The following is a 19389-nucleotide window of genomic DNA, read 5'->3' as shown; positions in this document are numbered from 1 at the left end:
AATGATCACGAAAGAGCATGGGACAATCTCTTTCCGACTCTCGTGCCTTTTGGCTACAGCGTGTTAACCACTTCCGCTGTTTCATCGCATGACGCACCTTACGCGGATTCACTTACATTCATCATACTGACTACCTAGCACTCACCCGATTTGTGGTTATCAGGAGGATCATCCCCTCGCGGTTTATATCCCGATTGGTCAAAGACTAATCTTCGTTACATTGTCAGAGCCGCTACTTTATTCAGGCTCCTAGGTTCATCTGGTGATACAGAAGGTTCACTCGTTGAGCGGTGAACAGCGCTTCATACGACTTCACGTCGCACGTCCCAAAGTGAGCTAGGGAAAAAGTGGCAGTCGTGTGGAGTGTTTGGTAGCCCACATCAATATATCAGTGGGCTACTGGTGGATTACTTGATTGTCACGACCTGACTTCTTTTTAGCCTAGAAAGCTTCTCCCGAAGCTCTGCATTTTCATGCTCCAACTCATCCACACGAGTTAACGCCTGAACCAGCTTATCATTCAAGTGATGCTGCGCAGCCGCAAATAAGGCTAACTTCTCTCGCTCCGTCTCATACTTAGCCTTGTAGTTATCCTTGATACGCTTTTGCTCTTTGAGCTTAGTGCGCACGGTCTGGATCTCTGGCCGGATTATTTCACCGTTGCCTGCCGCGATTTCAGCTTTAGTCTGTTTAACCTTATCAACAAACTCGGGGTAGTAATAGCCACTGCCGTTGCCCAGGTTCGCTTCCTCCTCAACAGCGCGTACACTGAGCTTGCGATGGACAGGGATACGCTTAGGCTTACCCTGTTTAATGCGTTCTAGAGCCGCTTCAAGCGCTAGTAATGTGTTTTCGCTCTTACTCATGAGTCGCTACCTTTAAGTCAGGTTCGAAAGGGGTAAATGGCAGTTCAAAATCAGCCATGACTATCTCTGCGGCTCTTACTTGGGTGATGTAGTGGCTACGCTCACTCACCGAAATATCTTCGTCGGATTCCATGTAAGCAACCAAACTGTTGTGCTTTTTCTGCCACCACCGAGCTTGTTCCTCGTCAATGATGCTGCTGCCTGAGCCGCAATCGACACAGAATTGAGGCATGACAACACCATCCATATCGCAATTGTATCCATTTTTACAGTAGCTATGAGTCGTGCCATGAAGGGTGAGCTTACCATCCTTGACGGCCTTGTAGATGACATCCCACGAACTGTAGATGGTTGGGACATCTCCTCGCATTTGCATGATCGCTTTGCCATGTGAGCCTGATAATTTTTCACTAGAGTGCCACTGTTTGAAGATTTTATTTGCCGTGGTTTCAGCGTTAATGTCCTCAAGCATGGACTGGATTTTTTCATCCACAACAAGGCTTCGATAACTGGCTAGCTTGCCACCGTTGGTGTACCACTCGGTCATAGCAAGATACAGGTGCTTGAACTGCTGCTTGAGAGCGACCATTGTGCCAAAACGGTTCTTAATGCAATAGAATGCCAAAGAGCGTCTAAATTGGTGTGTAGCCATGTGCCAAGGCTTACCGACTAGGACATACTTTTTAACCCTCACATGTGATTGAGGGTTAGAATCTAGGCATTCTTGGTGGTCTTCCTCTGTCACAATAAAATTGAATTGCTTGCAGAACATCTGAAGACGTGCATTCCAGGATGAGATTAATGTGGGTGGTTTAGAGCGAACTGATTGGTTAACCCAAAGAGTGTTTGTGTACTTTTTATCTGGATAGGTCACTTCTTGTCGCCACCTTTCAGTTAGCGTTGTCATGAGTTCAATTGCGATCTTAGATGAACTGGCTGTTACCCATGTTTCTCGTTTTTCACCCAACTTAAAGGTGTGTGATTGGAGCATATGATACTCACGACCTTCAAAAGTATCCTTGTAATAGCTATTTGGCGTGAGCTTATCTAACTCTGAATCACGCATACCACTAAAACCGCCACACACGATGTAGCTTGCATTGATTAACTGCTCTCGATATCGCTGAAATTCCGAGCTATTGGCAAGTGGTATGTTAGGCAGTTTTTGTGCAAGAGGCGAAATAATATCACTTGGGTTTCGAGGTTTGTTGTCACGTATATAAGCGGCACGTATTTGTTTATCTATTTCGCCATTAGCCGACATAAAGGGGAAGCTTTCACCACTCGCCACCTTTTCATTGAGACGTCGATCACCTTCACGGTAGTTCTCTTGAAGTTCACTCTCGACTTGAGCAATTAGCTTCCTATTAGGGTGTGCTTCCTCAATCAGTTCAATCGCTTTGCCATAAATGGCATCGCACAAACGCTCTGGAATGGTCAGTGTTTGTTGTGCCTCTAACTGAATTAACCTTCTAGCAACAACGTCAGGCTTTAAAGGTCCAAGAAACTCATGCTTAACCTTATGCCATGCTGAATCTCTAATGATTGAATTGATAGAGACAACACATGTCCTTATTGAAGATTGAGAGTATTGTTTTTCAACCAAATCCCCTTCAAAGTTAGTCCAATTTGATGATTTCGAAAGAGCGCGTATAGAATCAAAGCCTTGCTCTACCAAATGACTGTAAGGCATGTTCGTATATTTGAGCCTTGAAAATATACTACTAAACTTCAAAGCCTTACGCTGTTTTGGACCTTTATTGAATAACCAACCGTAGGTAAAAAGTTTCAACTCTCGCTGTAAGTCTGTATTGTTATTGAATTGATTGAAATTAAGAGTGTTCTTATGCTCCCTTTTGTTTCGTGAAAACGCAAAGCAATACCAAGCGCTATCACCGAAGTAGGCTGTTACCTTGCCTGATTCATCCTTGCAGATCACAACCTTATCAAGCTCATCAAAACGTTCTTCATGATAGAGCGTGACCACATCGGCTTCTTCTACTTTATGCTGCTCAGGGAAGCTATCTAAATATAAGTGCTGAACTGGCATTACACGCTCTTCTGTTGACGATTAGGGATTAAGAAAAGAATGGATTCAGGCTCATTCCACACTGGGTGAAGCCCTTCATCATTCAGTTTTTCTTCAGCTTGTTTTAAGATTTTAGAATTGATATCGGGAAGAATTTTAGAATCTATAAACACTATGACTTGTTCAAAATTCTTGCGGTAATGGTGAGCATCCAAATGTAGGTACCGCGACTCTTCAATGCACGCCCTAAATGACAGCAAGCACCAAATATCCGCAACGGATTGAACGATGACTTGATAAGGACAACCAAAACACGCCAATAAATCCGCACAAGCCAATCGCTCTCCATCCTTGGCTAGCCCTTGCTTCAGCGCCTTTTGGGTGTGTTTTTCTGACTTACTACCAAAGGGGTCGCTACAACTACCACCATTAGATGTGCGGCTGAGATTTGGTATTTCAATCGCATTATCTTTTTCAATCACAAGCACATCAATACCAAGGTTTTCTTGTGCTTCCTTGGGTGATACACCTTGTTTTATTTGTTCTTCACGAATGGCGAAAGTGTCTTGCAGCATCCCATTGTTACTGTGTTTATTGCCTTCACTGTAACTCTTTTTTCGAGTATTGGATGTATTCCCAAGCATGATGTTATTTACTATTTCACTCTGATGATAAGCGGTTAATCGTGCGCCTGTTTCACGAAAACGACTTACCATAGGGCGTAATCGTCGCCCCGTTTGATCGTTGAAAGTGAAGTACCTTTCCACCCAATGTGCAAGGAAAGTATTTAAGGTATTCCTTTTGACAGGCTGTACTTTTTTCATGGCAATAGTTTGCAGTAGTAAGGCATCTTCCCCAGTAGAAATTAATCGTGAAGCCTCAAGTAACTTATCAAAAAAGTCCATCGAATATTTTGGGATTTCTAGTTCGTGTTCACCCATTTCAACGCTAATGGTTTTAAACGCTCTTCGTTTAAATGCTGGCATCGTATACCATACCTCACCAGCTGTGGTTGAAGCGTTCTCTGGTTGCTTTAACTTGAACAAATCACTTGTGTTTACGTAGGTGTAATACGCCATTAGATATGTAGCAGCGGACATCATCTTAGAGATAGCTGCACATAATTTGTATTCACATCCTTTCCAGTGAAAGGTCATGGTTGGTATCGATTTATACGCTTGAATATGTTTCTCAGGATTATCTATAAACTGTTGATGTGTTTGCTTAAATAATGCCCTCAAAAAAGGGAGTATTTGCTTTAAGTCGCTTCGAGTATAGGCTTCAAAGGGTTCGACATCATCACTATATCGCGTAACAATATTATCAAAGTTCGAGCGGGGTAAATCTAGATATTCAGTCAAGAGGGTCTGACATACTGCGTGGGTTTTATTATAGGTTGCGTTTTTGATTTGCCCTAGCATGACACGTTCATTTTGATAATTCATATAGCCTTCGATTGATGATTGAGTAAAGGCTTCAATATCACTCTCGTCACACCACCGAATATATTGAGTTAACGTTATGAAATAGGAGTATAGTTTTTCGTGACTACCATCTTCCTCGATAAATTCTTCATACCGAGTTTTCATTTGATAAATAAAGTCTTTCCTACCGGCATCTTCAAACTGTTTACCTTTCTTTAAATCTTCAGTAGATGGCAGGTTTTTTTTCAATAAACGATTAAAATCAAGTAGTTTTTTACCCTCCAACTTCACCTGAATACACAAGTCGGGTATCCAACCATGAAGGTGCGTGACATTACTCATTCTCAGTCTCCAAAACTTCATGCATGATGCTGTCTAATATGCCAAATTTCACCTTGAAGGCTTCTTTACGCTTGAGGTAGCGCAAATATTTCCAAGTAGTTGATTCGTTTTTATGTCCCATCCACCCCATGAGTAGATCCATGCATCCCGCGACAGGTAAGCCTGCTTCAAGAAGGTCATTAAGGCGATATGTGCCATACGTTGAACGAAAATCGTGAAAACGATGTTCAAAAGCTGGGTTCGTTTGTTTAATTGTCGTTCTTAGCTCCCCCCACCTAGCTTCAATGGACTTAGGTGATACAGGGTTGCCTTGCTCACTCACAAACAAGGGTTCATGATTTAAGCAAAACTCTAGTGCTTCAACGGTTTCGTAGCTTAATCCCTTTGCTGATTCTTCTAGGTTATTGAGCTTGGTATTTAGCTTGATAACTCGTTTCAAACGTCGTTCAGAAGTACGATAAACGTCTAGTTTATCAAGCAAAGTCTTCGATATTTCAATCGTCCTCTCTTTGCGGTATTTCGTTTGAACACCATTTCGTTGAGGTGAAACCGCTATCTCATAACGATGCTCAGATTCAGCAAGTGGTTTTGCAATATCGAGAGCATCAAGTGTTAGTGTGGCAACCTCTTGAATTCGAAGTCCAGTATCAATGGAGATTAAAATTTGAAGCCCTAGTTCTTCGGATGCTACAGGTAGATAGGTGGTCAGTGTCGATAACGCATCCTGACTTAATGGTGTTAAGGGGCGAATGTTTTTGCTGTCACTGTCTCGCGGCACTTTGATTCTTAAATCACTGGTTGCAATGATGAAGCTTGGAGCAATATGAGCCAGCATATCGGTTCGCTTAATAGATACGAACTCCATTCTAAAGGGCGCTTCTTTCTCATTTTTAATCTTTAGATAACCATCATGCATCAACCACTTATAGTAATTAACGACTTGGTTCATACGTACACTTGCTGTGGAATGAGCAAGCTCTCCCTTTTTTATTAACTGCAATAAATGGGATCGAAATAAGTAAGTTGGCTTTAAACGCTTAACTGGTGGGAACATATCCCATTGAAGGTTTTTATCCTCAAGAAACTGATAGTAGCCCTTTAAAGCTTGAGCGCAGGGTTGTAAGTCTATCGCTTGCTTGATTGCCTTTTGATAGAAGAAGTAGCTATTGGCTTGGTGATTAAATTCACCATGTTCAGAATAAAGCGTTGGCAGTGAACCAATGTTATCAGTGGTAGGTGTAACAGAACATTGCCCATTACTTATAGAGAGATTTGTTTCTTTAAAAACATCACTAGATCTGATTAAAAACGCCATAAAATTCTCATGAAAGCACTGGCTATACATACAGTATGGCCGGTAATGAATTGTTTTCCAGATTTATTTATGTGTGTAAGATGCTTTTCCTACATCAACCTGTCATGGTAATAATTTTTATGCGTCCTGTGAGCGTATGTTTCGGCCCGATCTACAGGGCAAACCTATCGTTGTGCTATCAAATAACGATGGTTGTGTCGTCGCGCGTTCATCGGAAGCAAAGCAATTAGGCATAAAAATGGCCGTGCCGGTTTATCAAGTGATGGAGATGATCCGCGCCCATAATGTGGCGGTATTTTCGTCCAACTATGCCCTTTACGCTGATATTTCAAATCGCGTCATGACCACACTTGAGCAGATGGTGCCTAGGGTTGAAGTCTACTCAATCGATGAGGCTTTTTTGGATTTGTCTCGGCTCGATAAATGTCAAGATATTAACCAGTTAGCCATGGATATTCGTCAGCGGATCCAGCAATGGATAGGGATCAGTGTCTGCGTAGGAATTGGGCCGAGCAAAACCTTAGCCAAGCTAGCTAACTATGCCGCAAAACAGTATCCCGCCACCCAAGGCGTTGTCGATTTACGCGATAAAGAACGCCAACGCCGGTTAATGGCGCTCACTCCCATTGATGAAGTTTGGGGCATTGGCCGAAAAATTGCGCAACGTTTAAAACTGATGGGCATCCATACCGCTCTACAGCTTGCAGATGCCCATCCTAAACTTATCCGAGACAATTTTTCCGTCATGGTTGAGCGAACGGTGTACGAGCTTAACGGTATTGCCTGTGATGATATTCAGCAGGTGGTAGCGACAAAGCAGCAAATCATCAGCTCGCGCTCCTTTGGCGCACGTATTACCACCTTTGAGGCAATGCAGCAGGCTATCAGCGACTATACCTTTAGGGCCTGCGAAAAATTGCGAGCGGAGGGGCAGCTTGCCCGCACCTTATCGGTGTTTATTCGCAGCAGTTATTTTACGCAACATCAGCCCCAATATAGCCAAGTACTCACTGGTCATCTTGTGTATCCCAGTGACGATACCCGTGATTTTATCGAATTAGCGCAGCGACTATTGCATCGGCTTTGGCGTGCAGGTCCCGCCTATGCTAAAGCTGGCGTCATGCTAGGAGATTTTTATGCGCCAGGCGTGTTTCAATTAGGCTTGTTTGACGAGGCCAAACCACAACCTAAAAGTAAAGAATTGATGAAACTGCTTGATGGTATCAATCACAGTGGTAAAGGAAATATTCAATTTGCAGGACAAGGACTGAATGCCGATTGGAGAATGAAGCGTGGTCAACTATCTCCCCGCTACACTACCCAATGGAGACATATTCCGATAATAAAATAAGCCATAAGCATGAATAACGAAATAATATGCTAGAGCTGTTCCATTTGTTAAATCCGCTAAAACACAGTCAATAATGGTCTATATTTCAACAGCTAATAAGATTCATGCTATTAACACCTTTAATCTTAAATTGATAGCGATCACATTATTCAAAACTGACCTAAACAAAAAATTCAGCCTAAAGATTGACATTGTAAAGATGATGTTACGTTACATTGCGATACAATCTAGCCTTTTTCACATGCAGCACCGCACCTTATTACTTCAAGCTAACCTTAATTAGCTTCTGCAAGTTCACATTGGCAACATGTTATTAACACAAAATAAACAATTAAGCTGTTGATATTAAAGTTGTTAATGATAGTTTTCCGACTATGGAGGGCAGTTGCACATAAAATATAAGCCTTGATGAAACCCTTCCTGATCATCACGGCATTGTTAAGGGAATGAAAATATGATTACGCAAACAACCGTTGCACGTGCGGTTCGTTTTAGTTTACTTGCTTTAGTATCAACATCTTTATCACCATTGGTTTTCGCAGCTGATGAAACCGCGGTTGCCGAGGATAAAGTTGAGCGTATCGAAGTAACTGGTTCACGTATTAAGCGTACCGATCTTGAGAATGCTTCACCTGTAGTGGTTGTCAGTGCCGCCGACATTGAAAAAGGTGGGTTTAACTCAGTCCAAGATGTTTTAGGTAACCTATCGCAAAACTCTGGCGGCTCCATGACTCAGCAAGAAGTGCATGGTTTCACCCCAGCTGCATCTGCTGTAAATCTTCGTGGTGTTGGCGCTGGACGCGTTCTCACCCTCATCAATGGTAAACGCGTACCTAAATATCCTTTTGGGGCCGGTGGTACAGATAGTTTTGTCGATACCGCAAACATTCCGTTAGGAGCGATTGAACGCATTGAGATCTTAACCACAGGTGCATCAGCCATTTACGGCTCGGATGCCATGGGCGGCGTTATCAACATTATCTTGAAAAAAGATGTTGAGCAAAGCACCTTGAAATATCGCTTCTCCGATACCGTTGATGGTGGCTTACAAAACAACCAATTCTCCTTTATGACGGGCGTAAGCAGCGATAAAGCGAACCTAACTTTCTTCGCCGAATACGAAGATCGTCAAGCCTTAAAAGGAACAGATCGCCCAGAATGGGGAACAGATATCGTTCCGGGCAACCCTTATGCGGCTTACAGTTCATATGGTGCGAACATTGTCACCAGCGATAATAAACTGTTTAAAACCTTATCTGCTGCAGAATGTGAGGCACGTGGTTATCAAGTGATGTCCAATGGTCGCTGCGGTTTTGATCGCTCGCCACAACGGGATTTCTCTCCAGAACAAAAACGCTATTCAACTATGGTGAACCTCACCAAAGAACTGAATGATGACCATCAGCTCTACTCCCGAATTGACTATACACATGCCTCAACTTTTACCGAAATTGAGTCAGCAACTGTCGGTGATGACTTTAAATATAAAGTAGTTGGCGATGATGTCACTATCTACAACAAGTCAAAAGGCCTCTCACAAACCTTCAAAAAATCATCAGCCTTTGGCGGTGATTTTGCCAGCGCAGCCGATGGAGAATATTTCTACACTCGTCGTATGTCAGAGTTAGGTCCACGAACTTCTGATTTTGAAACCAATAACTTCTCGTTCTTGATCGGTGGTAAAGGTTATCTGACTGAAGGCATCGAATATGACACATCTTGGTCTATTGCCCGCCAAACCGTAGAATCCACCACAACGGGCTCACCAACTTACCAAAGTATGTGGGATTATTTGACCGAAGGAACCAATGGTCATTCTCTATTGGATGTTATTTCCAATGAAGATGCCGCCATGCTGGATTATCAAGGTGGTAAAAAAGGTCAATCAACCCTATCAAGCTTTAACGCCGGTATTAGTGGCGAAGTCTTTGAATTACCAGCAGGCGCCGTAGCTTATGCTGCTGGTATCGAGTATGGCAAAGAATGGTTTTATGACAAATCCGATAGCTTTACCACTAACGGCGGTGTCATGGGTAAAGGCGGTAGCAGCGCTCAAGGTGAACGTGAACAATATGCTAGCTACGCTGAAGTGGCTGTTCCTGTGATTGAAAACCTCACAGTGACCTTAGCTGGCCGTTACGACTATTACGATGACGAATCAGATGTGGGTGGTCAATTCAGTCCTCAAGTGGCTGTAGAATACCGTCCTATCGACAGCTTACTGCTACGTGGTCTATATGCAGAGACTTTCCGTGCTCCAGATATGCAGCGTTTATTTGGAGAACCCACGTCAGCCTATAGTACTGTGATTGATACTCCTACTTGTGAAGCCTCTGGCCCTGGTCCTGCTTGCGATAAGATCGAATCCTTGCCAATTACCATTGGTGCTAACCCTGAGTTAGAAGCTGAAACAGGTAAAAACTATAACCTTGGTATGGTATGGGATTACAACGATCTCAATCTGACATTAGATTACTGGATTGTTGAAATCGATAACCTAGTGAATGATCCTAGCGCCCAATATATTCTGGATCATTCAGATGCATTTACAGACAAAATTATACGTGATGCGAATGGCAAGTTAATTCAGGTGAATACCCAAGCGATTAACATGTCATCACAAAAAACCTCTGGTATCGACTTCTCTATCGGTTATCGCTATGAAACTGCCAACTTAGGTGATTTAACCGCCCGCTTAGAAGGCACCTACTTACTGAAATGGGAAGAGCAATTAACCCCAGATTCAGAGGCATTAGATCTTATTGATGGTGAAGGTTCAGCGCCTAAAATCCGCGGTAACTTGAACTTAGGTTGGAGCTATAACGATTTTGCGACTAACTTATTGTTCAAATACACTGACAGCATGAATGGCGATCGCATGGATTACTTCGTCGAAAATGGTCTGGACGCAGATTACAGCGTAACGATCGACAGCCATGTTGAAGTGAACTGGTCAGCAAGTTATCTTGTCAACGATGCACTAAAAATCTCAACCGGCATCAACAACTTGTTTGATGCGGGCCCTGAGATTGATCAAACCCAGTCATCGTGGCCACATTACCCACGTTCTTACTACAACGTAGTAGGCCGTGAGTATTACCTCGCTCTGGAAATGAACTTTTAATTAAAAACATTTCCAAAAACAAAGCCGAGCATATTTGCTCGGCTTTTTATTTGCATACTGATACCCAAATTAACATCAAATATTTCACTTTTACCTACATCGACCGCCTATCAAATCTTTGCGACTATCTTACCTTATTCTCAACATGCCCTAGGCAATATCCCCTTGTAGCATCCAGCGCACAATGCCACAATGCGAGCAAAATCAATGCGTGCCAACGGCGCCCCTCGATAGGAGCATCATCTTGACCCTTTTTGGTATTAAAAATTGCGATACTGTGCGTAAAGCACGTAAATGGATTGAAACCCATCAACTTTCGGTCAACTTCCATGACTTTAGGGAAGATGGATTAGCGGAAAAGGATCTGCAGCATTGGTGTCAAATTGCCGGATGGGAAACCGTCTTTAATAAACGCAGTACCAGTTTTCGCGCCTTAAGTGATGCCGATAAAGCGGATATCGACCAAGCCAAAGCCATTCAACTAATGCTCACTCACCCGACACTGATCAAGCGGCCAGTGCTGGTTTTGGGTGAACAAGTGCTAGTGGGCTTTAACGAAGCCGAATATAAGAAGGTGTTTTCTCTATGACGTACGCTTCGAACACTCACCCGGTTACCGAACTGACTAAAGCGTTAATCGCCCGTCCTTCGGTCACACCGCTAGATGAAGGCTGTCAAAGCTTAATGGCCGAACGTCTTGCCGCCGTAGGCTTTAATATTGAGCCCATGGTCTTTGAAGACACCACCAATATGTGGGCGCGGCGCGGTAATACAGGCCCGGTATTTTGTTTTGCCGGCCATACCGATGTGGTGCCCGCAGGCGATTTAAGCCGCTGGCATACCCCGCCTTTTGAGCCAACCATTATTGACGGTTATCTGTATGGTCGCGGTGCTGCCGATATGAAAGGCTCACTGGCGGCGATGATCGTCGCGACCGAACGTTTTGTGGCTAAGCACCCAAATCATCCTGGCTCGATTGCGTTTTTAATCACTAGCGATGAAGAAGGCCCCTTTATCAATGGCACCACACGGGTTATCGATACCTTAGAAGCCCGTAATGAGAAAATCACTTGGGCGCTGGTGGGCGAACCCTCATCGACCTTAAAACTCGGTGATGTAGTTAAAAATGGCCGCCGTGGCAGTCTCACCGCCAACTTAACCGTTAAAGGTATTCAAGGCCATGTGGCCTATCCGCACCTTGCGGATAACCCTATCCACAAAGCCGCCCCCTTTTTAGCTGAGTTAAGCCAAACCCATTGGGATAATGGCAACGAATTCTTCCCGCCCACCAGCATGCAAATCGCCAACATTAACGGCGGAACGGGCGCATCAAACGTGATCCCAGGCGCCTTGGAGGTGATGTTTAACTTCCGCTATTCCACCGAAGTGACCGCCGAGATACTCATCGAGCGCGTGGAAGCCTTATTAACCGCCCACGAACTGGATTATGACATCAGTTGGACCTTCAACGGCCTGCCATTTTTAACCGGCGAAGGCCCACTGTTAGACGCGACCCGCCATGCCATTCGTCAAGTCACGGGCTATGATACCGATCCACAAACCACCGGCGGCACCTCCGATGGGCGCTTTATTGCGCCAACGGGCGCCAAAGTGTTGGAACTAGGCCCAGTGAACGCCACAATCCATAAAGTGAACGAGTGCGTGAAGGTAGACGATCTAGAGCAATTAGCGCTGTGTTATGAAGTGATTTTGGAACAGTTACTGTGTTAAATACCATGGCTATCACGGCAAAAAAAGCCCTGCTCTATGGTCTAGAGCCAAGGGGAGAGACAGGTTTAACAGCGTATGTAGACTCTGACTCAATGAGCGACTTAGTGCTCGTTGAGTTACTCAGCCCCTATCATCAGCGAGAAACGCGGTTTAAGTTAGAGTCACAAACCGCCCTTGCCTTTCAAGCAATGGCCGACAGTGCCGCCAAAGACGGTATTAAGCTGGCGATTTGCTCTGCCTATCGCCCCTTCGATCGGCAACTCGCCATTTGGAATGCCAAGGCCAGCGGTAAACGAGTGGTCTTGGATATCAATGAGCAGCCCGTGGATATCGCGCCGCTCAACGATGATGAATTAGTCGATTTGATCTTACTCTGGTCGGCATTGCCCGGTGCTTCGCGTCACCATTGGGGAACGGATATCGATGTGTTTGATGCCAAGCAAATTGAGGTCAAATCCCTGCGTCTGGTGGACGCCGAGTACCGTGACGGCGGCCCCTGCGCCCACTTGCACCAGTGGCTAGTGGCTAACGCCAAGGATTTTGGGTTTTATTTTCCGTTCCAGAAAGGCCAAAGCGCGGTAAGTGCTGAGCCTTGGCATATCAGCTATTTCCCCGTGTCTCAAACCCTGTTACCCCAATTTGAGGTGCAGGCCTTAGCGCAGGTTATCCAGCAGAGCGATATGTTGCTAAAAGACGCCGTGATCCGGCGTTTACCCGAGTTAGTAGCGGAATATGTGCATCGGATTGCGCAGCCTTAATAGCTTTTTCTGCACGTTTTAGCCGACGTCCCTTCCCGTTTTTGGTTTTATAGATTAAGTAGGTTTTATGGATTTATCATCATACAGGCAACAAATTAGCATCGCGGGTAGCCAACTTAGTTACCTTGATATCGGCACAGGCCCTGCCCTGTTATTTGGCCACAGCTACCTGTGGGACAGCGCCATGTGGGCACCACAAATTGCGCTCTTCAGCAAAAGCTACCGCTGTATCGTACCCGATCTCTGGGGACACGGCCAATCTGGCACCGTACCGGAAAACTGCCATAGCCTGTTAGACATTAGTGAGCATATGTTAGCCCTGATGGACGCCCTCGAACTTGAGACATTTTCCCTCATCGGTTTGTCCGTTGGCGCCATGTGGGGGGCAGAACTGGTACTTAAGGCGCCTGATCGCGTCAAGACGCTTGCCATGCTGGACAGTTTTATTGGTTTTGAGCCAGAAATCACCCGTGCCAAATATTTTGGGATGTTAGACATGATCCAAACCGCTGGCAGTATTCCACCAGCACTTATCAATGCAATTTCACCGCTGTTTTTTGCAGATAATGCCAAAGCGAATAATCCAGAATTAGTGCAACGTTTTGAAAACGACTTAGCTGCGCTAACGCCAGAACGCATTCCCGACATAGTAAAACTTGGACGGATTATTTTTGGTCGGCGCGATACCCTAGAATTTGCCGAACAATTTACCTTACCTTGCTTAATCATGGTGGGTGTAGAAGACAAGGCGCGCAGTGTTTTGGAAAGTTATTTGATGAGTGATGCCATTAATGGCAGCCAATTAGTGCATATTCCAAGTGCTGGCCATATTTCAAGTCTAGAACAAGCCGAATTTGTTAATCAGCAATTATTAGCATTTCTCAGCCAATACGCTTAATACGCACCATGATGGTTAGAGCATGTCACCCATGCTCTAACAGATTCATATTCTAGAACCGTGAATAAGAATGAGTCTTTTGCCTATAACTCGAAATCTTTTCCAATAATCTTGGAGTGCTATCCCACTTGAGGCTTAACAAACATCGATTTGTTAACTGCCCATCAAAAATGTTGCAAAATCGTGAAAACACCAAAAATTCAACTACCTTTAAACTGTATTCCCTCAAAAAGGTTTCCTAACATGAGAAAAAGTACAGTTGCATTAGGTGTGTTGACCGCACTCTATATTCCATCCCTTCACGCGAATGTTGAAATAAACGGCTTTGCCTCCATTGTTGCTGGCTCAAGTTTATCCGATGATAAAAGTTACTACGGTTATGATAAAGAAATCGACTTTAATAATGACTCCAAAGTCGCATTACAATTTGCTGCAGATTTAGGGAGCGGCTTACGCGCAACCGCACAAGTCCTCTCCCGTGGCAGTGACGATTATAGTGCAGAGTTTGAGTGGGCTTATATTTCCTATGACATTAGCGATAAGTTGATGCTAATGGCTGGAAGACAACGATTTAATCTTTACAAATATTCCGATTATATCGATGTTGGCTATGCCTACCATTGGATAACGCCACCAAGGGGAGTCTATTCGCTCCCCTTTAATTCTGGCGAAGGCGTTGGTTTAGTTTATTCAGATTTATGGGGCAATACTGAAGTTGGCTTAACCTATAAATATATTACGACATCGGTGTCTGACTATGCGCCTGTCGGTTCATCAACGCCCCCAGCGCCCTTTTCCGCCAAGGGCCATATTATGAACTTCAATTTTAGCACCGCTGGATTTGAGTACGGTTTAAATGTAGGGATAGTCACGGATTTCTCATATGAACTGCCAGCACTACTTGGTTTGGGTGAAGCCATTTCCCAAACAGGTTTATTCGATGATCAAGTTGTAAATGACTTATTAGCGATAGAGGATAGTGCCTTACTTATTGGCGCTAACGTCAAATATGACGCAGGAAAGTGGTTTATATTAGCGGAATACACCCGAATAGACGTCGACCCTAGCAGTTTTAATATTCAAGATTCTGCCTTTGTTTCAGCGGGTGTTCGTTACCATGATTTTACCTTCCATTTAACCTATGGCATTGATAAAGGTGACCCACAATATAATGCCTATGATGCAATGTTGCCTGTCTACAACGCCCTACCACCGGCCAATCAAGCAGCTCTCGCGCCATTAGTGATGGGAACGAAAGCCGCATTAGAAGCACAACAAGAGGATAGTTCCTATTACATCATCGGAACCCGCTGGGATTTTCATCCCTCTGCGGCGCTAAAACTGGAATACACCAATTACAGTAATGATAAGCCGACCTCCGACGAACAACTCTTAAGCATGGCTGTTGATCTTGTTTTCTAAGGAGTCATTTATGAATTTACCTCACATTGCTAAATACATCGTCAAGCCAATCAGCTTGTGTGCACTCCTATTGCTCAGTCAATGGGCTCAAGCGGAAATCGCCGTAATCGTTCACCCTTCGAACAGTTCAGAGATATCAGCTGCCGATATTTCAAGAATTTATTCGGGAAAGCTTAAAACCTTTTCGACAGGAGGCACGATTGTCGCACTCGATCAAGCGGAAGGCTCACCTGTCAGGGAAGCCTTTGTAAAACAAATCCTCAATAAAACAGAAAGTCAGTTAAAAGCCTATTGGTCAAAACTCGTATTTTCTGGACAAGGACAACCGCCTAAAGTAGTCGAATCCAGTGCAGAGATTCTTACTCTCGTCGCCGCCAATCCAAATATGATCGGCTTTGTGGATGCAGCAGAAGTGACGCCCAATGTCAAAGTTGTAGGTAAGTTTTAGGGATTAACCTGATTGTACCTATTGATGCCTTCTTTCAATAAGAAGGCATCTAATTTTTACATTAATCATTTAAATCATATAGATATATACAAACCCGGCCTAAGTTAAACGAAAAGCTCAGCGTGATTGCACCATGCGCAATAACAGATTTACCCATTCATTCCAGTGTTCCCTCTTTTGCCAACAGTAACATTGAGCTCTTAGGCGCAGGCTAAATAAATTTTATCCAAAAAATTCAAAGCATTAGACAAAATTATTAAACTGTTGATGGAATTAAGTCACGGTCAAACCTGAGTTTAAACTTAATTGGATAGACCAGAGGCCACGATTTTGCTGGTATACTCAATCGCAAAAAAGGTGCGGCTTGCATCATTTAGGGCAAAAGACATTTTAATATGTCTATAAAACAATAGGTTAAAATGAAACTACTCAAACCCTTATTCGATAATAACCGCCGTTGGGCCGGACGCATCAGTCAAGAACACCCTGATTTTTTTGAACAACTGGCAAAACAGCAAAACCCTGAGTATCTCTGGATTGGTTGTTCAGACAGCCGAGTCCCTTCTAACCAAATCATCGATTTAATGCCTGGCGAAGTCTTTGTTCACCGCAATATAGCCAATATGGTGATCCATACCGATCTTAACTGCCTGTCAGTACTGCAATACGCCATCGATGTGCTTAAAGTGAAACATATTATGGTCGTCGGTCACTACGGCTGCGGTGGTGTACGTGCAGCAATGGGTAATCAGCGCCTTGGACTTATCGATAACTGGCTCGGCCATTTGCGCGATGTCTATCGCCTACATCATGATGAATTAATGCAAATGGATGAAGCCAAACGTTTTGATCGCCTGTGTGAGCTCAATGTGATTGAACAGGTTTCCAATGTCACCAGTAGTACTATCGTGCAAGAAGCCTGGTCTCGCGGCCAAGAACTAGCTGTCCATGGGTGGATTTACGGTATCGATAATGGTCTATTAACGGATCTTGATGTTACGGTAGACCGTGCACAAGTCGTGTAAATGCTCATACTGCGATTGAGATTAACACCGAGATTGCATGACAAGGTTACACCACAAAAACCTGCCACTGTGCAGGTTTTTGGTTTTACGCCCTAAAGGCAAATACTCACTATTCATTTACGAGAAATAACCAAAATCTATCTCAAGGAGACCATTTCACTTCATCGCGTTAGACAACATTTATCATTTCATTCATCTAGTATTGCTAAGTGAGCAAAAACTAAGCGCGAAATCTCAACATGACCTTATTTTCATCAAGAAAACATCGCAAGGGATCTTTAGCCCAGTTATAATCCGCCAGTTAATTGCAGCGCGACCATGCGCCACAAATTCTAAGGAGATACCTTCCATGCCCGGTTTTGAATTATTTGGTCCAGAAGAAAAACAAGAAGTCGCCGATGTGATGGAGCACGGCTTTACCTTCCGTTATAACTTCGACCATATGCGTAATGATCGCTGGAAGACTCGCGATATGGAGCAACTGCTCTGCGAGAAAATGAATGTTAAGCATGCGCATCTGTTATCAAGCGGTACAGCCGCGCTGCAAACGGCTATGATGGCCGCGGGCATTGGCGCTGGCGACGAAGTTATCGTGCCACCTTTTACCTTCGTAGCGTCTGTAGAAGCAATTTTCATGGCCGGTGCAGTACCGATTTTTGCCGAAATCGACGAAACCCTGTGTTTATCGCCAGAAGGCATTGAAGCCGTAATCACTCCACGCACAAAAGCGATTAACTTAGTGCACATGTGCGGCTCGATGGCCAAAATGGACGAAATCAAAGCCATCTGCAAAAAGCACAACCTCGTATTACTTGAAGATGCCTGCCAAGCCATCGGCGGCAGCTACAAGGGCCAAGCCCTAGGTACTATCGGTGATGTAGGTTGTTACTCTTTCGATTCTGTTAAAACCATCACCTGTGGTGAAGGCGGCGCGGTGATCACCAATAACACCGAAATTTACGATAACGCCCACCAGTTCTCCGATCACGGCCATGACCATATTGGTAAAGACCGTGGCGCCGAGTCACACCCGATTATGGGTCTGAACTTCCGTATTTCTGAAATGAATGCGGCCTTAGGTTTAGCCCAGTTACGTAAACTCGATACCATTATCGATATTCAACGTAAAAACAAAAAAGCCATTAAAGATGCTATGGCGAGCATTCCTGAAGTCAGCTTCCGCGAAATCCCCGATCCAGAGGGTGATTCCGCTGGCTTCTTAAGCTTTATGCTACCAACAGAAGCCCGTACCCAAGAAATCAGCAAAAAACTGGCTGCAAATGGTGTAGATGGCTGCTTCTACTGGTACGTGAACAACTGGCATTATCTGAAAAACTGGAAACACATTCAGGAGCTTAAGGCCCCTGCTGCGTTACCAATCACATTAATCGCCGACCGACCTGACTATACTCAAATTTCTGTGCCGAAATCTGATGCCATTATGAGCCGCACTATTTCTATGCTCATTAAATTGTCTTGGACCGATGCTCAGATTGCCGAGCGTATTGAAAACATTAAGAAAGCATTTGCCCAATAATTAAACGGGAGTTTTTGCAATGAGTTTTAAAAATTTTAAAGTAGTTGAAAAGATGATCTTCGGTCGTGGCTCTTTCGCTCAGTTAGACGACGTCTTAGCTGCCCAGCGTAAAACCGACGATGACTTCGTGGTATTTTTAGTCGATGACGTTCACCAAGGCAAACCACTCGAAGCACGTATCCCAGTCAAAGCCCAAGACTTACTGATTTGGGTTAACGTTGATGAAGAGCCAAGCACAGTGCAAATCGATGCCCTGACCGAACAAGTGCAAGCTTTCAATAGCAAACTGCCCGTCAGCGTCGTCGGTTTAGGTGGCGGTTCAACCATGGACGTGGCAAAAGCGGTATCGCTAATGCTGACCAATCCAGGCGGCTCAGCCATGTACCAAGGTTGGGATTTAATCAAAAACCCAGCGGTACACCACATTGGTATTCCAACAATTTCTGGTACCGGTGCTGAAGCGTCACGCACCGCAGTATTGTGTGGTCCAGTGCGTAAACTGGGTCTGAACTCAGATTACACAGTGTTCGACCAAATCATCATGGACTCAGAGTTAATCGATGGCGTTGAAACTGACCAATGGTTCTACACCGGTATGGATTGCTATATCCACTGCGTTGAATCCTTAGAAGGTACCTTCTTAAACGAATTCTCTAAAGCCTATGCCGAAAAAGCCATGGAGCTTTGCCGCCAAGTGTACTTAGAAGATCACCCAGAAAAAGACGACAAGCTGATGATGGCGTCATTTATGGGCGGTATGAGTATCGCTTACAGCCAAGTAGGTGCGTGCCACGCGGTATCCTATGGTCTGTCTTATATCCTCGGCTACCACCATGGTATCGGTAACTGTATCGCCTTTGACGTGTTAGAAGAATTCTACCCAGAAGGTGTGGCAGAGTTCCGTCAGATGATGAAGAAACACAACATCACTCTGCCAAAGAACATCTGTAAAGATCTACCAGATGAAACCATCGCGAAAATGGTTGCCGTGACTAAGAGCATGGGTCCATTATGGGCAAACGTGTACGGCCCAACATGGGAAGAGAAAGTCACTGACGAAATGTTGACTGCCCTGTTCCGTCGCATTTAAGCTCTCAAGCAGATGACAAGGGCTCATTG

At 44.4% G+C, this 19389-nt stretch carries 14 protein-coding genes and 1 pseudogene; 11 read left to right on the top strand and 4 right to left on the bottom strand.

Annotation, left to right across the window (positions count from 1 at the left end; genetic code table 11):
- Window positions 1–407: 407 nt before the first annotated feature.
- From KXJ80_RS12730 to KXJ80_RS12715, 4 genes are read right to left on the bottom strand one after another with little or no spacing between them, the layout of a single operon-like run.
- Entirely contained in the window at window positions 408–866 is a 459-nt protein-coding gene (locus KXJ80_RS12730; protein WP_144374600.1) for a hypothetical protein, read from the bottom strand.
- Complete coding sequence (locus KXJ80_RS12725) at window positions 859–2916, bottom strand: site-specific integrase (protein ID WP_218738524.1); 2058 nt, start codon at window positions 2914–2916, stop codon at window positions 859–861. Before KXJ80_RS12725 ends, KXJ80_RS12730 begins: the two co-directional genes overlap by 8 nt.
- Window positions 2916–4661: a hypothetical protein gene (locus KXJ80_RS12720; protein WP_259474433.1), complete on the bottom strand. Its 1746-nt coding sequence runs from the start codon at window positions 4659–4661 to the stop codon at window positions 2916–2918. The genes KXJ80_RS12725 and KXJ80_RS12720 overlap by 1 nt, the downstream gene beginning before the upstream one ends.
- Window positions 4654–5976: a tyrosine-type recombinase/integrase gene (locus KXJ80_RS12715; RefSeq protein ID WP_218738526.1), complete on the bottom strand. Its 1323-nt coding sequence runs from the start codon at window positions 5974–5976 to the stop codon at window positions 4654–4656. Before KXJ80_RS12715 ends, KXJ80_RS12720 begins: the two co-directional genes overlap by 8 nt.
- Window positions 5977–6085: 109 nt before the next feature.
- On the opposite strand from KXJ80_RS12715, the pseudogene umuC reads away from it, so the two are divergent.
- From umuC to kdnB, 11 genes and pseudogenes are all read left to right on the top strand, one after another.
- Window positions 6086–7327: pseudogene (gene umuC, locus KXJ80_RS12710) on the top strand (translesion error-prone DNA polymerase V subunit UmuC); the annotation flags it as partial.
- A 454-nt stretch (window positions 7328–7781) separates the two neighbouring features.
- Window positions 7782–10451, top strand: coding sequence for a TonB-dependent receptor plug domain-containing protein (locus KXJ80_RS12705; protein WP_037430297.1), 2670 nt, complete (start codon window positions 7782–7784; stop codon window positions 10449–10451).
- 244 nt (window positions 10452–10695) lie between these two features.
- Window positions 10696–11040, top strand: coding sequence for an ArsC family reductase (locus KXJ80_RS12700; protein WP_037418768.1), 345 nt, complete (start codon window positions 10696–10698; stop codon window positions 11038–11040).
- Window positions 11037–12182: a succinyl-diaminopimelate desuccinylase gene (gene dapE, locus KXJ80_RS12695; protein WP_037430294.1), complete on the top strand. Its 1146-nt coding sequence runs from the start codon at window positions 11037–11039 to the stop codon at window positions 12180–12182. The genes KXJ80_RS12700 and dapE overlap by 4 nt, the downstream gene beginning before the upstream one ends.
- 5 nt (window positions 12183–12187) lie before the next feature.
- A complete protein-coding gene (locus KXJ80_RS12690) occupies window positions 12188–12940 on the top strand; it encodes a M15 family metallopeptidase (protein WP_144374676.1) in 753 nt (250 codons plus the stop codon).
- 67 nt (window positions 12941–13007) lie between these two features.
- Window positions 13008–13838, top strand: a complete 831-nt coding sequence (locus tag KXJ80_RS12685; protein ID WP_172587921.1) for an alpha/beta fold hydrolase — start codon at window positions 13008–13010, stop codon at window positions 13836–13838.
- 243 nt (window positions 13839–14081) lie between these two features.
- Complete coding sequence (locus tag KXJ80_RS12680) at window positions 14082–15260, top strand: porin (protein WP_172587920.1); 1179 nt, start codon at window positions 14082–14084, stop codon at window positions 15258–15260.
- A 10-nt stretch (window positions 15261–15270) separates the two neighbouring features.
- Complete coding sequence (locus tag KXJ80_RS12675; RefSeq protein ID WP_037418757.1) at window positions 15271–15708, top strand: substrate-binding domain-containing protein; 438 nt, start codon at window positions 15271–15273, stop codon at window positions 15706–15708.
- A 419-nt stretch (window positions 15709–16127) separates the two neighbouring features.
- The gene (can, locus tag KXJ80_RS12670; RefSeq protein ID WP_037418751.1) at window positions 16128–16733 is read left to right on the top strand and encodes a carbonate dehydratase; all 606 of its coding nucleotides are present in this window, start codon (window positions 16128–16130) and stop codon (window positions 16731–16733) included.
- Window positions 16734–17082: 349 nt separating this feature from the next.
- Window positions 17083–18270, top strand: coding sequence for an 8-amino-3,8-dideoxy-alpha-D-manno-octulosonate transaminase KdnA (kdnA, locus tag KXJ80_RS12665; RefSeq protein ID WP_218738530.1), 1188 nt, complete (start codon window positions 17083–17085; stop codon window positions 18268–18270).
- Between the two features lie 19 nt (window positions 18271–18289).
- Complete coding sequence (kdnB, locus tag KXJ80_RS12660) at window positions 18290–19360, top strand: 3-deoxy-alpha-D-manno-octulosonate 8-oxidase KdnB (RefSeq protein WP_218738531.1); 1071 nt, start codon at window positions 18290–18292, stop codon at window positions 19358–19360.
- The last annotated feature ends 29 nt before the right edge of the window (window positions 19361–19389 follow it).

This window comes from Shewanella xiamenensis, assembly GCF_024971755.1.
Taxonomy (GTDB): domain Bacteria; phylum Pseudomonadota; class Gammaproteobacteria; order Enterobacterales; family Shewanellaceae; genus Shewanella; species Shewanella xiamenensis.
This window is presented reverse-complemented; position numbering and strand designations above follow the sequence as displayed.

Coding starts and splice junctions, on each gene's coding strand:
- KXJ80_RS12730 (WP_144374600.1), bottom strand. CDS start 866: ATGAGTAAGAGCGAAAACACATTACTAGCGCTTGAAGCGGCTCTAGAA.
- KXJ80_RS12725 (WP_218738524.1), bottom strand. CDS start 2,916: ATGCCAGTTCAGCACTTATATTTAGATAGCTTCCCTGAGCAGCATAAA.
- KXJ80_RS12720 (WP_259474433.1), bottom strand. CDS start 4,661: ATGAGTAATGTCACGCACCTTCATGGTTGGATACCCGACTTGTGTATT.
- KXJ80_RS12715 (WP_218738526.1), bottom strand. CDS start 5,976: ATGGCGTTTTTAATCAGATCTAGTGATGTTTTTAAAGAAACAAATCTC.
- KXJ80_RS12705 (WP_037430297.1), top strand. CDS start 7,782: ATGATTACGCAAACAACCGTTGCACGTGCGGTTCGTTTTAGTTTACTT.
- dapE (WP_037430294.1), top strand. CDS start 11,037: ATGACGTACGCTTCGAACACTCACCCGGTTACCGAACTGACTAAAGCG.
- KXJ80_RS12690 (WP_144374676.1), top strand. CDS start 12,188: ATGGCTATCACGGCAAAAAAAGCCCTGCTCTATGGTCTAGAGCCAAGG.
- KXJ80_RS12685 (WP_172587921.1), top strand. CDS start 13,008: ATGGATTTATCATCATACAGGCAACAAATTAGCATCGCGGGTAGCCAA.
- KXJ80_RS12680 (WP_172587920.1), top strand. CDS start 14,082: ATGAGAAAAAGTACAGTTGCATTAGGTGTGTTGACCGCACTCTATATT.
- KXJ80_RS12675 (WP_037418757.1), top strand. CDS start 15,271: ATGAATTTACCTCACATTGCTAAATACATCGTCAAGCCAATCAGCTTG.
- can (WP_037418751.1), top strand. CDS start 16,128: ATGAAACTACTCAAACCCTTATTCGATAATAACCGCCGTTGGGCCGGA.
- kdnA (WP_218738530.1), top strand. CDS start 17,083: ATGCCCGGTTTTGAATTATTTGGTCCAGAAGAAAAACAAGAAGTCGCC.
- kdnB (WP_218738531.1), top strand. CDS start 18,290: ATGAGTTTTAAAAATTTTAAAGTAGTTGAAAAGATGATCTTCGGTCGT.